Annotated in this window: 13 protein-coding genes; 1 reads left to right on the forward strand and 12 read right to left on the reverse strand. The window is 69.8% G+C overall.

Annotation, left to right across the window (positions count from 1 at the left end; all coding sequences use genetic code 11):
* Nucleotides 1-71: 71 nt before the first annotated feature.
* The 12 genes from AC1RAD_RS16440 to AC1RAD_RS16495 all read right to left on the reverse strand — a co-directional run bounded on the left by AC1RAD_RS16440 (nt 72) and on the right by AC1RAD_RS16495 (nt 14,326).
* On the reverse strand, nt 72-1,433 hold the full coding sequence (locus tag AC1RAD_RS16440) for an NHL repeat-containing protein (protein ID WP_492735974.1): 1,362 nt from the start codon (nt 1,431-1,433) through the stop codon (nt 72-74).
* Nucleotides 1,434-1,683: 250 nt separating this feature from the next.
* Complete coding sequence (locus AC1RAD_RS16445; RefSeq protein ID WP_492735976.1) at nt 1,684-2,907, reverse strand: DUF1501 domain-containing protein; 1,224 nt, start codon at nt 2,905-2,907, stop codon at nt 1,684-1,686.
* 11 nt (nt 2,908-2,918) lie between these two features.
* Nucleotides 2,919-4,514, reverse strand: a complete 1,596-nt coding sequence (locus AC1RAD_RS16450; RefSeq protein ID WP_492735978.1) for a DUF1800 domain-containing protein — start codon at nt 4,512-4,514, stop codon at nt 2,919-2,921.
* 116 nt (nt 4,515-4,630) lie between these two features.
* A complete protein-coding gene (locus AC1RAD_RS16455) occupies nt 4,631-5,305 on the reverse strand; it encodes a DsbA family oxidoreductase (RefSeq protein WP_492735980.1) in 675 nt (224 codons plus the stop codon).
* A 47-nt stretch (nt 5,306-5,352) separates the two neighbouring features.
* Nucleotides 5,353-6,774, reverse strand: a complete 1,422-nt coding sequence (locus tag AC1RAD_RS16460) for an MFS transporter (RefSeq protein ID WP_095744853.1) — start codon at nt 6,772-6,774, stop codon at nt 5,353-5,355.
* A gap of 50 nt (nt 6,775-6,824) precedes the next feature.
* Nucleotides 6,825-8,726, reverse strand: a complete 1,902-nt coding sequence (locus tag AC1RAD_RS16465; protein WP_492735982.1) for a bifunctional sugar phosphate isomerase/epimerase/4-hydroxyphenylpyruvate dioxygenase family protein — start codon at nt 8,724-8,726, stop codon at nt 6,825-6,827.
* Nucleotides 8,727-8,867: 141 nt separating this feature from the next.
* Nucleotides 8,868-9,644 carry an alpha/beta fold hydrolase gene (locus AC1RAD_RS16470; protein WP_492735984.1) on the reverse strand — a complete coding sequence of 259 codons (777 nt, stop codon included), beginning with the start codon at nt 9,642-9,644 and terminating at the stop codon, nt 8,868-8,870.
* Nucleotides 9,641-10,888 carry an MFS transporter gene (locus tag AC1RAD_RS16475; RefSeq protein ID WP_492735986.1) on the reverse strand — a complete coding sequence of 416 codons (1,248 nt, stop codon included), beginning with the start codon at nt 10,886-10,888 and terminating at the stop codon, nt 9,641-9,643. The genes AC1RAD_RS16470 and AC1RAD_RS16475 overlap by 4 nt, the downstream gene beginning before the upstream one ends.
* Nucleotides 10,885-11,310: a carboxymuconolactone decarboxylase family protein gene (locus AC1RAD_RS16480; protein WP_487847292.1), complete on the reverse strand. Its 426-nt coding sequence runs from the start codon at nt 11,308-11,310 to the stop codon at nt 10,885-10,887. Before AC1RAD_RS16480 ends, AC1RAD_RS16475 begins: the two co-directional genes overlap by 4 nt.
* Nucleotides 11,307-12,521, reverse strand: coding sequence for a 3-carboxy-cis,cis-muconate cycloisomerase (gene pcaB / locus AC1RAD_RS16485; protein ID WP_492735989.1), 1,215 nt, complete (start codon nt 12,519-12,521; stop codon nt 11,307-11,309). The genes AC1RAD_RS16480 and pcaB overlap by 4 nt, the downstream gene beginning before the upstream one ends.
* 16 nt (nt 12,522-12,537) lie before the next feature.
* A complete protein-coding gene (locus tag AC1RAD_RS16490; RefSeq protein WP_062481274.1) occupies nt 12,538-13,371 on the reverse strand; it encodes a shikimate dehydrogenase family protein in 834 nt (277 codons plus the stop codon).
* 31 nt (nt 13,372-13,402) lie between these two features.
* The gene (locus AC1RAD_RS16495; RefSeq protein ID WP_095947409.1) at nt 13,403-14,326 is read right to left on the reverse strand and encodes a shikimate dehydrogenase family protein; all 924 of its coding nucleotides are present in this window, start codon (nt 14,324-14,326) and stop codon (nt 13,403-13,405) included.
* Between the two features lie 199 nt (nt 14,327-14,525).
* Here AC1RAD_RS16495 and AC1RAD_RS16500 point away from each other — a divergent pair, with 199 nt between their 5' ends.
* Nucleotides 14,526-15,320: an IclR family transcriptional regulator domain-containing protein gene (locus AC1RAD_RS16500; protein WP_159272286.1), complete on the forward strand. Its 795-nt coding sequence runs from the start codon at nt 14,526-14,528 to the stop codon at nt 15,318-15,320.
* Nucleotides 15,321-15,356 lie beyond the last annotated feature (36 nt).

The following is a 15,356-nucleotide window of genomic DNA, read 5'->3' on the forward strand; positions in this document are numbered from 1 at the left end:
GCCGATTCTCGGTGGCGTGGCCGTCGCATGGCGGCCCCTGCCCTCACCGAGGCTGACGCGATGCCTCGGTATCAGGGCGTGCGAACCGGCGTGACCTTGCGGATCAGGTTGTTGAAGGTGTCGGCCACGTACAGATTGCCAGCGGCATCGACCGTCACCCCATAAGGCTGCTTGAACGTGGCTGCCGTGCCGATGCCGTTCTGCGCGCCCAGCACACCAGGCTGGCCGGCGATCGTGGAGACCACGCCCGCCGGCGTGATCTTGCGCAGCAGGCTGTTGCCCGTGTCGGCCACGTAGATGATGCCGTCGCTGTCCACCGTCAGGCCGCTCGGCTGGTGGAAAGATGCCGAGTTGCCGGCCCCGTCGGCCGCCCCGGCCTGGCCCGAACCCGCCAGCGTCGTGACCACGCCACCGGGCGTGATCTTGCGGATGCGGTTGTTGCCGCCATCGGCAACGTAGACGGTCCCGCCCGCGTCGACCGCGATGCCATAGGCCATATTGAAAGACGCCGCGCTCCCGGTGCCGTCGGCGAAACCCAGCGCACCCGAACCGGCCAGCGTGGTGACGTCGCCAGCAGGCGTGATCTTGCGAATGACGGCGCCGAAGAGTTCGGTCACGTAGAGGTTGCCGGCGGCATCTGTAGCGACCGACGCAGGTGCATTGAACGTGGCGGAAGTGCCATGACCATCGAGCGAACTGCTGTTGCCGTTCCCGGCGAACGTGGTCACGTCAGCTGCCGGCGTGATCTTGCGGATGCGGTTGCCGTTGAATTCCGTTGCATAGGCATTGCCCGCAGCATCCAGCACAAGACCGGCCAGCCCCGCGAACGATGCGGCCGTGCCGTTGCCATCCCCCGAGCCACCACCGGCACCGCCGCCCGCAAAGATCGAGACATCGCCGGCAGGCGAGATCTTTCGCACGAGATTGGTTCCTACGTCGGACACGAGCAGGCCGCCGCTCTTGCCGACGACCACGCTGTACGGGAGGTAGAACGATGCGGCGGTCCCGTTGCCATCGACCGAGCCGGTGGTACCCGATCCGGCGAACGTGGACACTTGCGCCTGCACCGCCGAGCACGCGACCGCCACGTCACCGACGTCGGCCGCCGCCTTGCCGCTGCCCTTGCTGACGGTGCAGAACTGCCACAGAGGCTGGGTGCGTACGCTGACCTCGTAGGCCGCACCTTCGACGAGCGCTGCGGTGAAGGTGAACTTGCCATCGGCCGTGAGCTTCAGGTCGTCGCCCGCATTGTTCTGGAGCACCAGGCTGCCGGCGAGGCCAGTGACGGTGCCACCGACCGTGTGGGTCACGACCACGGGAGGCGCCGGCTCGGGCTGCGGCTGTGCCGGCGCGACGATCGGCAGGAAACCCGCGCCACCGCCGCCGCCCCCACCACCGCCACAGGCCGCCAGCAGCACGATCACACCGGCCATGGCGCTGCAGCGCCCGTAAGAACTCACTCGCTTGGAAAGCATCCGACGCCTTTTTGGAGAAACCCGCTCTCCGGCTGGAGCGCCCAATTGTTTCTGAATGTCTATTTTTGTAATTAACCTGCGCCAAAGCCATCCCCGAAATTGGGTAAACGCAGCGGCGCATGCCTGTGCGGCCTCAAGGCGAAGGGGCGGACACAAGGTCCAAAAGGAGATCGTGAAAGAGACGGTGCGGCCCGCCCTCGTGGGGCCATCAGACCAGCCGCAGGTCCTTCACCGCCGCACCGCCAAACACCCGCGCCACCTGCGCCGGCGACAGCCCGTACATCCGCTGGAACAACCCGCCCAGCACCGCCCGGTACTCGTTGAGCACCGCGTGGTCGCGGTTCTGGAACAGCGTGGCCTGCGTCAGCGGCTGCTGCTCGCCCACGACGCGCCCGCCCGCCTGTGCGGCCAGGCCGCCGCCGAGCACCCAGTACACGGTGCCGTGCCCGTGGTCGGTGCCACGGTTGCCGTTCTCGCGGAAGGTGCGGCCGAACTCGCTGACGACGACCACCACGGTCTGGCGCCAGGCGGACTCGCCCATCTCCTGCGCGAAGCCGGCCACGCCGCGGCCCAGTTCTTCGAAACGGTTGGCCAGGTAGCCCTTGGCCGCGCCCTGCCCCACGTGGGTGTCCCAGCCGCCGACGTCGACAAAGCCGATGTCGTAGCGCTCGCGCATCAACAGCGCCATGCGCCGCGCGACCTGCTCGAAGCCCTTGGGGCTCATGGCGTTGCGGCTGGCGGCGTCCATCTCGGCCTGCATGGCGCGCACCACCTCGTCGCGCACCTGGAAGCCCTCGGCCACGGGCTGCGCGAGCGCGGTGTTGCGGTACATCGACGCGATGATCTGGCTCTGCCGCGCATCGAGGGCCTGCCGCGCCACGCCCGCGAGCGCCATGTTGGCGGCCTTGGCGTCGTCGCCGCGCAGCACGATGGGCAGCTGGTCGGTGAAGGCGATGGGCGACACGTCGGCCAGCGGCCCGGCGCCGAGCACGCCGGCCAGCCGGTTGAGAAAGCCCGAGCGGTAGTCGCGCCGTGCGTTGTCGGGCGCCACGCCAAGCTCGATGGCGTCCTGCGTCTCGAAGTGGCTGCGTGTGAGGTCGTCGGTGCCCGCGAAGGCAATGAAGGCCGCCTGCTTGCGCTGGTACAGCGGCAGCACGCTCTGCGCGAGCGCGGGGTGCAGGCCCCAGTCGCCACCGTCCAGCGGCAACGCACCGTCGGGCGTGCCGGGCCGGGGGATGGCGATGTTGGGCCGCGAGGCGTAATAGAAGTCGCTGTTCGCGGTGGGCACCAGCAGGCTGGTGCTGTCGTAGGCGCCACGCAGGAACACGATGAGCAGCTTGGTGCCCTCGGCCGCGGGCGCGGCGACCACGCGCGCGGCGGCGCCGGCCAGCGGCGTGGCGGCGATGAATTGCAGCAGGTGTCGACGTTGCATGACTGAGCCTTTCAACGCCGCATCAGCTCGGGCGATGCGAGCAGGAAGGTGTTCCACTCCGGCGGGTTCTTCGCCTGTGCGAGCGCCTGCTGCGTGTCGGCGCTCAGGCCGGGTTGCAGCGCATGCACGGCGCGCGATTCGGCCAGTGGCGGAAACGGCGGCTTCTCGAGCGGCGCCTTGTCGTCGGTGCGGAACAGCACGGCGCCGCCGGTGCCGATGGCGCGCGCGATCTCGAAGCGGGTGTTCATCTGGCCCGCGCTGGCCCAGGCGGCCTCGTTGAGCGGGTAGCCGTCGGGCGTCTCGTGGGCGTACAGGGTCTCGCCCATGCGGTTGATCCAGCCGATCATCGGCGTGGTGTTGAGCACCACGCGCTCGTCGTAGGCCAGCCGCACGCCCGCCAGCACGTAGTGCACGGGGTCGCGGAACTTGCGGCCCAACGAGGCCGCGAACTCGCGCGATTCGAACAGCGTCTGCAAGGTGGCGGCGATGTCGCCGTCGCTGCGCGTGAAGGTGGCGGCCATGCGCTCGACCAGCGCGGGCGGCGGCTCGTCGGCCACGAAGTACACGGCGAGCTTGCGCGAGATGAAGCGCGCGGTGGCCGGCGCGCGCGCCAGGCGGTCGAGCGCCTCGTCGGTCTCGGCCAGGCCGCGCGCCTGGATGGGCTGGCCCAGGAAGGTCTTCGGGCCGTAGTCGTGCCGGTTCGGGTGGAACTCGAACAGGCCCTGGCGCACGTAGTCGGCGCGCACGGCCGGGCGCACCGCGGGCGGCGCCGCGTCGGGCGGCTGCACGCTGACGCCCACGCCGGTCAGCACGCGCGCCAGTTCCTGCACGTCGGCCTGCGTGTAGCCGCCGCCCACGCCGAGCGTGTGCAGCTCCATGAGCTCGCGTGCGTAGTTCTCGTTGATGCGGTTGGCGGCGTTCTGCGCGTTGTCGAGGTAGCGCAGCATGGCCGGATGCCGCGCGGTGGCGCCCAGCAGGTCGCGGAACTTGCCGAGCGCGTGCGGGCGGATGGCGTTCTCTTCGTAGTCGCCGACCATCGCGCGCACCAGGTCCTTGCGGATGCTGACGCTGAAGTGGTTCATCCAGAACCAGGTCATCTGCTCCTGCAGCTGGTTGGGCGAGTACAACGCGCGCAGCAGGAAGCGCTGCTGCGCCTCGCGCGCGAGGGTGTTGAGTTCCTGCTGGTAGGCCGTGCGTGCGGCCTTCTTCGCTTCTTCGTCGGGCAAGGCGTCGGCGGCCTTGCGCCGGGCATCGAGCGCGAAGACGAGCTGGTCGAGCGGCGTGCGCGAGATGGCCATGGCGTCGATCTGGGCCTGCGCCGCCGCGGGCAGCAGGCGCGGCGCGGGACGCAGCTGGCGGCCCATCCAGCGCGGCAGGCCGTCGCGCGCCAGTTCGGCCTGGCTGCCGGCGTTGGCGCCCCAGCTCACACGGTCGAGCCAGCGCAGTTGCGCGGCGGGCGTGTCGGCGGCATGGCCCAGCGCCGTGAGCGGCGGGCCCTCGGGGCGCAGCAGGCCGGTGGAACAGGCGGTGAGCGCCAGCACGGCGGCCAGCGTCACGGCGATCGCGCGCGAACGGTGCAGCTTCGGAAACGGCATGCGGTCGATCATGCGCCCTTCAACCGCTACGCGATGTAGGCGGTTGACCGACCTCGGGCCGCGCTCAGGTAAAGCTGAAAGTCAGCTTCGTTTCAAGGCGAAACGAACGGGGCTGCTGCCCCGCGCGCTCAGGCCGTGGCGGTACGGCTGGGCTCCGCGCCCGCAATCTGCCGCAGCGCGCGCTCGAACACCTCGACCGGCTGGCCGCCGGAGATCAGGTGCTGGTCGTTGATGATGATCGCGGGCACCGAATGGATGCCGGCGTCGGTGTACAGGCGCTCGCGTTCGCGGGTTTCCTGCGCGAACTCGTCGCCGGCCAAAATCTCGCGGGCCCGCGCCGCGTCGAGTCCCGCCTCGGTCGCCGCGCGCACCAGCACCTCGATGTCCGAAGGGTTCTGGCTGTCGGTGAAGTAGGCCTTCAGCAGCAGCTTCTTGAGCGCCACCTGCTTGGCCGGGTCTTCCAGTTCGGCCCAGTGCAGCAGGCGGTGGGCGTTGAAGGTGTTGTACACGCGGGGCCGGCCCCCGGCGCTGAACTCGAAGCCGACGGCCGCGCCGCGCTGGCGGATCGCCTCGCGGGCCTGCGCCTGCTGCTCGAGCGACGAGCCGTACTTCTGGTTCAGGTGCTCGAAGGTGTCCTGGCCTTCGGGCGGCATCTGCGGGTTCAGCTCGAAGGGCTGGAAATGCAGTTCGGCCGTGACCTCCGGCGCCACCCGTTTCAGGGCGGCCTCGAGCGAGCCGAGGCCCACGGCGCACCAGGGGCAGGACACATCGGAAACGAAATCGATCTTGAGATGGGCGGTCATGGCGCCATTCTTCATGGCGCCACAACCCCTTTGTGCGCGCGGGGTCTTCAGGCCATGGCCTTGCGGCGTTCGCGCTCCGTGCGGGCGCTGGCCAGCGTTTCTTCGCGCAGCCGGTCGTACTCGGCCTTGTCGACCGGCACGGCGTTCGGGTTGCCCAGGTCGTGCATGTGGACGCGGTAGGTCTCGCGGGCGCTCATGGCGGCCAGCGCGGCCAGCACGGTCACGGCGAAGGTGATGGCCCCCACGGTGAACCAGATGTTGGTCGAGCCCGGGGGCGCCACGGCAGCGAACAGCGCGGGCAGCAGCGCGGTGAAGGTGGTGCCGATGTTCTGCGAGATGGCCATGGCCGACACGCGGTTGCGGGTGCGGAACAGCTCCGGGTAGAAGCTCGGGAAGGTCGCGTTGTAGCCTTGGTACACGATGCCCCACATCAAGAGCGACATGCAGATGGCCAGCGGCACGTTCTTGATGCTGATGGCGTACAGGTACACGAACGACAGCAGGCCCGAGGCGAGTGCGCCCACGATGATCGGCGGCTTGCGGCCGATGCGGTCCGACAGGTTGCCCACGAACGGGATCACCAGCACCGCCAGGATGTTGCCCAGCACGGGAATCCACAGGTACACGTCTTTCTGGAAGCCGATGCCGTAGGCGGCCTGCACTGCGTAGGCCGCGCCGAACACGGTGGCGACCACGGGAATCACGTTCATCAGCGCCATGCAGATCACGCGCAGCATGTCGCCCCAGCTGTCGGTCAGCGCCTGGACGATCGGCGCCTTGGCCACTTCGCCCTTCTGGTCGACTTCGGCGAAGGCCGGCGTCTCGTCGACCTCGCGGCGGATGATGTAGCCGGCCACGATCACGATGAAGCTCAGCAGGAACGGAATGCGCCAGCCCCACGAGTTGAAGGACTCTTCAGGCATGTAGTGCGCCAGCGGCAGGAACACGGCGGCCGCCAGGATCTGGCCGGCCTGCACGCCCTGCAAGGTGAAGCTCGCGAAGAAGCCGCGGCGCCCGAACGGTGCGTGCTCCAGGATCATCGAGCTTGCGCCCGAGATTTCGCCGGCCACGGCGAAGCCCTGCACCAGGCGCAGGAACACCAGCAGCGCCGGGGCCAGCAGGCCGACCTGGTCGTAGGTCGGCAGCAGGCCCACGGCCACGGTCGAGAAGCCCATCAGGAACATGCACAGCACCAGCACCTGCTTGCGCCCGTGCGTGTCGCCCCAGTGGCCGAGCACGAAGGCGCCGATGGGGCGCGCGACATAGCCCACGCCGTAGGTCGCGAGCGACGCGATGATGGCCGTGGTCGGGTCGCCCTTGGGAAAGAAGATCTGCGGAAAGATCAGCGCCGCGGCGGTGGCGTAGATGAAGAAGTCGTAGTACTCCAGCGCCGAGCCGATCCAGCCGCTGGCGGCGGCTTTCCTCGACTGGTGCTTGCCTTGCGGCTCTTTGGCGGATGGGTGGGCCATGGGTTGTCTCCAGTGGTGTGACGAAGGTGTCGGATGCGAGGGGAAAAAAATCAGTCTTGTTGTTGGGGCTGCTGCGCCTGCGACGCCATGCGCGCGGGTGCGTTGAGCGCGCCGTAGGCGTCGTAGCCGCCCACGCGCTGCGCGACCTCGAAGAAGAGGCCGCCGTCGAAACTCTCGGTGTAGATGTGCAGGTAGTCGCCGGCCGCCGAGCGGTCGAACAGCACGCCGGCGTCGCGCATGCGCGCCAGCAGTTCGGGCGCCACGTCGATGCGCGTGGCCAGGTCGTCGTAGTAGTTGTCCGAGATCGGCACGAAGCGCGTGCCGTTGGCCCGCAGCCGGGCCACGGTGTCGAAGATGTCGTCGCAATCGAGCGCGATGTGGTGCACTGCGCCGCCGCCGGTCACGCTCAGCGTGCGCGCGGTGCGCGTGCGCTGGCTCAGCGACACGTTCAGCACCAGGCGCAGGCTGCGGTCGGCATTGGCCACGCCGCGGCTGCGAATCAGGCCGAAGGGGTCGGCCAGTTCCAGGCTCTCGCCGGGCTCCAGGCCGAGCACGGCGCGCGTGAACAGCACCCAGGTGTCGAGCTGGTCGAGCGCCAGGCCCAGCGCGACGTGGTCGATGCGCGTGAGGCCCGCATCGCTGTCGCCCGGCCCCGCGGCCTCGAGGATGAAGTCGGTCTCGTACAGCCCGTTGGCGCCCAGCGCCTCGGGCACGAAATGGATCAGGTTGCCGCCCGGCGCCACGATGGCCGGCACGCGCAGCTCGTTCGGCCCCACCGGGCTGTCGTGGCGCTGCGAGCGCATGGCGCTGGCGCGGCCCACGGCCGCGAGCGGGTCGGCGCAGCGCACGCCCAGCGCGCAGACCGAGGTGCCGTGCGCCTCGAAACGCCGGCGCGCGAACGAATCGGGCTGCGCGTTGACGATGAAGTGGATGCCGCCCTGGCGGTACAGCGTGACGGCCTTGGAGCGATGGCGCCCCACACGGCGAAAGCCCAGCTGCCCGAGCAGCGCGCCGAGCGTGACGGCCGAGGCCTCGTCGGCCGCGAACTCGATGAACGACAGGCCCGAGAGCGCGGGCGCGGGCGGCGGGTTGAACAGCTCCACGCGCTGTGGCTGCACGGGTGCATTCCCGTGGGCGAGGCGCTCGCGCGTTTCGCTTTCGAGGTACAGCAGCGAGCGCATCGCATCGACCGCGGTGCGGCGGTTCGGCGTCTCGCGGAAGATGTCGTTGAAGATCTCCAGAGACAGCGGCCCGGTGTAGCCCGCGCGCAGCACCTGCTCGAAGAAGCCGACCACGTCGAAGTCGCCCTGCCCCGGGAACGAGCGGTGGTGGCGCGCCCACTGCAGCACGTCCATCGACAGGAGCGGCGCATCGGCCATCTGCACGAAGAAGATCTTCTCGCCCGGAATCGCGGCGATGCCCGCCGGGTCGTCCTTCAGCGACAGCGTGTGGAAGCTGTCGAGGATCAGCCCGAGGTGCGGATGGTCGGCGCGCTGCACGATGTCCCAGGCCTGGGCGTAGCGCGAGGTGTGGCGGCCCCAGGCCAGCGCCTCGAAGCCCACGCGCAGGTTGCGGCGCGCGGCGCGCTCGGCCAGCTCGTGCAGCTGGGCGGCGGCGCGCGCCGGGTCGTTCACCGACAGCGGCGAGGTGTTGGAGCAGCACAGCACCAGCGGCGCGCCCATGGCTTCCATGAGGTCGAACTTGCGTTCGGCGCGCTCCAGGCTGCGGTGGAACTGCGCTTCGGGCATGCCTTCGAAGTCGCGGAAGGGCTGGTACAGGTCGATAGCCAGGCCCAGGTCGGCCACGATGCGGCGCAGCTCGGCGGCGGTGCCGCGGAAGTTGACGAAATCGGCTTCGAACAGCTCGATGCCGTCGAAGCCCGCGGCCGCGATGGCTTCGAGCTTCTGGCGGAGGGTGCCGCTGAGCGAGACGGTGGCAATGGCGCGGTGCATGGGGATGGACTGTAGAAAGAGCCCGGGCGCGCCACAACGCAAATCAGCCCCTTCTGATCGATGATCGCACGCCACCGATCATCATTCGCACGAAATAGGGGTTACACCTAGCCCACACGGGGGTGCGGGCCGGGCGTTTTTTCAGAGGCTGCGCCAGTAATCGATCAGCATCTGCGCGAACTCGACCGGGCGCTCCACCGCGCTCAGGTGCGCGGCATCGATGGTCGCCAGCCGCGCGCCCGGGATCTGCGCCACCATGGCCTCGGACATGGCCAGGGGCGTGGCCTCGTCCTGCAGCCCGCCGATCACCAGCGTGGGCGTGGCGATGCGGCGGTTGCTGTCGCGGAAGTCGATGGCGGCCACGGCGTTGCAGCTCTCGATGTAGCCCTGCGCGTCGGTGCGCACCAGCGTGTCGTGCAAGGTGCGCGCGGCCACCGCGCCCTCGGGCGTGGCGGCATAGGCCGGCGTGAGCCAGCGCGCCACGGCGCCCGGGGCGATGGCGGCCACGCCCTTGGCGGCCACGGTTTCCGCGCGCAGGCGCCAGGGGGCCTGGTCGGGGTAGTGCGCGGCCGAATTGGCGATCACCACGGTCTTGAGTTGCACGGCGTGCCGCACCGCCAGCGCCTGTGCGGTCATGCCGCCCATCGACAGGCCCACGAAGTGCACGGGCTCGCCGCCCGTCTCGCGCGCGATCAGCTCGGACGCGTCCTGCGCCAGCGTTTCCACGCGCAGCACGCCGGGCACCACCTCGGAGTCGCCGTGGTTGCGGTGGTCGTAGCGGATCACCGTGTGGGCGCGCGCGAGCTGCGCGGCCACGCCGTCCCACATGTGCAGGTCGCAGCCGAGCGCATGGCTGAGCACGACGAAGGGGCCGTCGCCTTCGCGCACGACATTCAGGCGGGGAGAGGAAGTGGTCATGGGGTGGAGTCCTTCTTTGGGGAGGATGGAGAAGCAGGTTGCGGGAGACGCGGCAGCCACAGGAACGCGATGGCCAGCAGCACGGTGCCGGCCATCAGCATCGGCACCACCATCGGCCAGGCGCCATACGAAAAGCTCGTGTCGACGAACAGCGCGGCGACCTGCCCCACGCAGAACGCGACCATCATCATGCCGAAACCGGACCACGACACGGCCCGCCCCGCCAGGTGCGGCAGGTCGCCCACGGCGCCGGCCTGCCCGCAGGGCTGGTGGATGCCGTGGCCGAGGCAGTACACGGCGTGGCCCGCCAGCAGCGGCACCGCGCTGTGCGGCATCAGCCAGCAGCCCAGCGCCTGGATCACGGCGCCGGTGATGCTCAGCACTGCACCCAGGCGCACGGTGCGCATCGGCCCGAAGCGGCGCAGCAGGCTGCGGCACATCGTGGTGCTGAAGATGTAGACCAGCGAGCCGCCGGCCGGAATCCAGCCGTACCACGCAGGCGACCAGCCGAGGTAGCCGATGTAGACCATCGGCGAAAGCAGCAAGAAGCAGAACAGCCCGCCGTAGGTGGCGGCCGCCACCGAGGCCCAGGCGCGGAAGGCGCGGCTCGCGAACACGGCGCGCGTGCTGCCGCGCGGCGCGGACGATTCGCCCTCGCCCCACGGCCGGCGGGTTTCGCCGAACGAGCGCCAGCACAGCGCGAACAGCACCACGGCATAGAGCGCCATCGCCACCATCACCCAGCGCCAGCCCGCACCCTGCACCAGCCAGGCGCCGAGCAGCGGCGCCATGAGGCCGACCACGCCCAGCCCCGTGAGGCCGCGCGCCATCACGTGCGGGCCTTCGTGCGCCGGGTACAGGTCGCGCACCGCGGCACGCGCGCACACGAGGATCGCCGCCATCGAGAAGCCCTGCAGCGTGCGCCAGCCCGCGAGCACCGCCACGCTGCCGGCGAACGCGCCGCCGAAGGCCGCGATGGCGTAGCAGCCCAGGCCCGCGAGCAGCACCGGCCGGCGACCGAAGCGGTCGGCCAGCGGGCCGCACAGCAGCTGCGCAAAGCCGAAGGCCAGCACGAACAGCGTGAGGCTGGTGCTGGCCGAACCGAGTTCGCCCGCGATGGCGGGCAGCGCCGGCAGGTAGCTGTCGGTCGCCACGGGCTGCGCCGCGAGCAGCAGCGGCAACAGCAAGGTGAAGCCGACATCGAAGCGGCCCGTGCCGCCCTGCCGGCCTTCCGTCGCGCTCACTGCGCCGCCACTGGCGGCAGCAGGCCCTTCTCGCGCAGGATGTTCGTCGCGATGCCGAAGGCGTGGTTGGCCACCGGCACGCCGCAGTAGATCGCGGCCATCATGATCACTTCCTTGATCTCGTCGGGCGTGAGGCGCGACTCGGGCGGGCCGTCGAGCGCGGCGCGCACGTGCATGGCGAACTCTTCGTACGCATGGATGCCCAGCATCATCGACAGCACCATGAAGCGGCGCGTCTTGTCGCCCAGCGCGGGGCGGCCCCAGATGTCGTTCCACGCATGGCGCGTGATGAGCTCCTGGAACTCGGCGTTGAAGCCGTTGCGGTTGGCGAGCGACTTGTCGACCCACGCGTCGCCGAGCACGCGGCGGCGGTTGACGAGGCCGTCTTCGTAAGGGTTGCTCGGGGTTTCGGGGGCGGTCATTGCGAGAGTTCCTTGTCGGATGAGAGTTGGGCTTGCAGGGCTTTCACCTCTGCCACAGCGATCTGCCCCGCATTCACGGCGAGTGCGGGGTCGAACCATTCGTCGGCTGCGTCGCGCGGCAACTCGGCGCGCAGCCGGTCGATGTTGGCGCGCATGCGCGCGGCATCGACCTGCAGGCCAGGCAAGGCGCCGGCCATGGCGCGCACGCTGCCGTGCGCCGACATCAACAGCTGCGGCCATTCGGCCAGCTCGGCCTGCCAGGCGCCGAGCGCGCGCTCATGCTGCTGCGGCATGGCACCGAGCAAGGCGGCCACGCGCTGCGGCGCGCGGTGCGCGGCGGCGATAGCGACCATCGAGGCCACGGGGTTGCGCTTGTGCGGCATCGCCGAGGAGCCGCCGCGCCCGGGTTCGCTGGGCTCGGCGACCTCGGCCACTTCGTACTGGCCGAGCAGCGAGATGTCGACCGCGACCTTGCCCAGGCTGCCCGTGAGCAGGCCGAGTTCGCAACCGAGCGCGACCCATTCGTCGCGCTGCGTGTGCCATGTGGCGCCGGGGTCGCCCAGGCCGAGTTCCTTGGCCATGCGCTGGCGCACCGCGGCGCCCTGCCCCTTCATCTGCGCCAGCGTGCCGACGGCGCCGCCGAGCTGCAGCTGCAGCGCGTGCTTCGCGGCGGCGCGCAGGCGGGTGCGGCTGCGCACCAGCGGCGCGGCCCAGCCGGCGCACTTGAAGCCGAAGCTGGTGACCGAGGCCGGCTGCATCAGCGTGCGCGCGAGCATCGGCGTGTCGGCATGCTGCACCGCCAGGCGCAGCAGCGCATCGGCGGCCTTGGCCAGGTCGGCCTCGACGAGCGCGACGGCTTCGCGTGTGACCAGCGCCATCGCGCTGTCGATCACGTCCTGGCTGGTGCTGCCGAAGTGCACGAAGGGCGCGGCCTCGGCATTGAACAGGCCCACGGCCTCGCGCAGCGCCTTCACCAGCGGGATGGCGACGCTGCCGGCGCGTCCGCTCTCGCGCACGATCTTGGCCACGTCGAACAGCTCGACCTTGCAGCTGCCGACGATCGAATGCGCGGCGCTCTCGGGAATCAGCCCTTCGGCCGCCTGCGCGCGCGCGAGCGCGGCCTCGAAGCGCAGCATGGCGTCGACGAAGGCGCGGTCGCTGAAGGCGCCCAGCGTTTCGGAGGTGGAGAGAAAGCCTTCAAAAATGCTCATGCGTGTTCCGATGTTTTCAGTATTTCAATTGCGCCACAGCGCGAAGCTCTTCAGGCGAGGCGGTGCCGAAGCCGAAGAACTCGAGGTAAGCGGGAATCATCTCGAACAGCATGTCGGTGCCCACCTGCACCTGGCAGCCCTTGGCCTTGGCGGCCTGCAGCAACGGCGTGTATTCGGTCTTCATGACGACCTCGCCGACGAAGGTCTCGGGCGCGATGCGGTCCACGTCGAAGGGCAGCGGGTCGGTGTCCTTCATGCCCAGCGGCGTGGCGTTGACGACGATGTCGAAGCCGGCCGGGTCCTTCGAGCCGGTGGCGACCTTCATCTGCGGATAGTGTTCGCGCAGCCGCGCGGCCAAGGCCTGCGCGGAGGCGTCGCTCATGTCGAACAGCATCAGCTCGGCCGCGCCGGCCGCCGCGATCGACGCAGCAATGGCCGACCCGACGCCGCCCGTGCCCGACACCAGCACGCGCGTGCCCTTGAACAGGCGCCCCTTGCGCTCCACGCCGCGCACGAAGCCCGCGCCGTCGAACTGGTCGCCCAGCAGGCTGCCGTCGGGCCGCTTGAGCACGGCGTTGCAGGCGCCCGCGACGCGCGCGGTGGGCGTGACCTCGTCGACCAGCGACATCGTCGTGACCTTGTGCGGCATCGTGACCAACGCGCCGCGCAGGTTCGAGAACTTGAAGATCTGCGCGAGCGACACCGCGTAGTCCTCGGGCTTCACGCCCATCGGCACGACGACCGCGTCGATGCCCTGCTTGTCGAACCAGGGGTTGTAGATCATCGGCGCCTTGAAGGCCTCGGTGGGGTAGCCGATGTGGGCGATGAGCGTGGTCTTGCCGGAGATCATGGGAAGTCGTCTTGTTCAGGAAGGAGCGGGATCAGGCCACGCTCGGGGATTGGTAGCGCAACGGGGTTGCGATCTCGGCGTGCATCGCCGGCGGATAGATGAGCTCGCGCAAAAAGTCGGCGTCGGCCTGCATCGCATCGGCCGCGTCGATGTGGCCGAAGTAGCGGAAGTAGTGCGGCATCTGCTGCACCAGCATCTCGAAGCCGGCCTGCGCATTCAGCCCGCGCGCGCGGGCCGCGCGCACCAGCGGCGTGGGCTGGTTGCGCAGCAGGATGTCGAACAGCGCCGCGTGCGGCTCCATGCGCGCCACGTCCAGCGGCAGCGCGTCGTCTTCGGCCAGGCCCAGCGGCGTGGCGTTGATGACAAGGTCGTAGCCCTCGGGCGCGTTGCTGTCGACCGCGACCACGGTCGCGTCGAAGAAAGCGTCGAGCTTGGCGGCCACGCCCGCGGCCTTGCCGGAGGCGGTGTCGAAGAAGGCGATGTGCTCGGCGCCGTTCACCGTGCCGCCCTCGGCCAGCGCCACGCCGATGGCGGCGGCGCTCACGCCCGCGCCGAGGATCAGCACGCGCTTGCCGCGAAACGGCACGTTGCAGCGATCGAGCGCGCCGATCAGGCCCTCGCCGTCGAACAGGTCGCCCTCGAGCTGATCGCCCTCGGTGCGGCGCACCACGTTGACCGAGCCGGCCACGCGGCCGAACAGGCCGCAGCCGTCGAGCAGGTCGACCACGCGCGGCTTGTGCGGCGGCGCGATCACCATGCCGCGCACGTTGCGCGCCAGGAAGGCCGACTTCATGAACACCGCGAAATCGCGCACCGGCACCTGCATGGGCACCAGCACCGCGTCGATGCCGTAGCGCGCAAAGGCCGCGTTGAACATGCGCGGCAGCCGCACGTTGCGGACCGGGTCGCCGGGGATGAGGTAGGCCTGGGTGCTGCCGGTGATGATGGGGCTCATGGGCGTGCTTCCGTTCGTCAATCGCTCGTTTCGGGGCGGAACAGCGGGCTTTATAGTCCCTTCGCGCGCGGCCTGCTGGCATATGGACAGTCAAGCGTTCGATGATCGATCTTTCAAGTTCGTCAATCGATCAAATTGCGGGTTTTTACTTAGTCATTCGGACTCCGCCGCCGTGCCGGACGCGGGCACACTTCCGCCCATGAACAGCACCAGCCCCGACGACTCGACGCCGCCCGCCGGCCTGGACAAGCGCGACTGGATCGCCGGGCTGGAGCGCGGCGTGAGCATCATCGAGGCCTTCGACGACGCCAACCCGCGCCTCACGGCCAGCCAGGCCGGCCAGCGCACGAACATGACGCGCACCGCCGCGCGGCGCTACCTGCTCACCCTACAGCACATGGGTTATGTGGCCAGCGACGGCAAGCTCTTCTGGCTCACGCCGCGCGTGCTGCGCCTGGGGCAGTCGTACCTCGAATCGGCCCGCCTGCCGCGCGTGGTGCAGCCTTTTCTGCAGCGCGTGGCGGCCGGCACCAACGAGATCGCCTACTTGAGCGTGATGGACGGCGACGAAGTGGTCTACATCGCGCGCAACGGCCCCAACCGCAGCATGAGCACCGGCTATGTGCTCGGCGCGCGCGTGCCTGCGCAGGTGACGGCCTCGGGCATGCTGATGCTGGCGCTGCGCAGTGACGCCGAGCTGAACGAATGGCTGGCCACGCGCCAGCTCACGGTGTTCACCTCGCACACCATCGCGAGCATGGAGCGCATGAAGCTCGAGCTGGCGCGCATCCGCGCCCAGGGCTGGGCGCTGTCGGAGCAGCAGCTCGACCTGAACTCCCGCGGCATCGCCGTGCCGCTGCGCGACCGCCACGGCACGCTGGTGGGCGCGCTGAACATCACGATGCCGATGGGGCACGAGAGTTCGGAAGACGCGGTGGCCCGCGTGCTGCCGGTGCTGCGCGAGACGGCGCAGGCGATGCGCAACCTGATCTGAGCCGAACCGGTGGCGCGCGTCGGTCATGCCGACGCT

The sequence above is a fragment of the Variovorax sp. GW823-FHT04B03 genome, assembly GCF_058796495.1.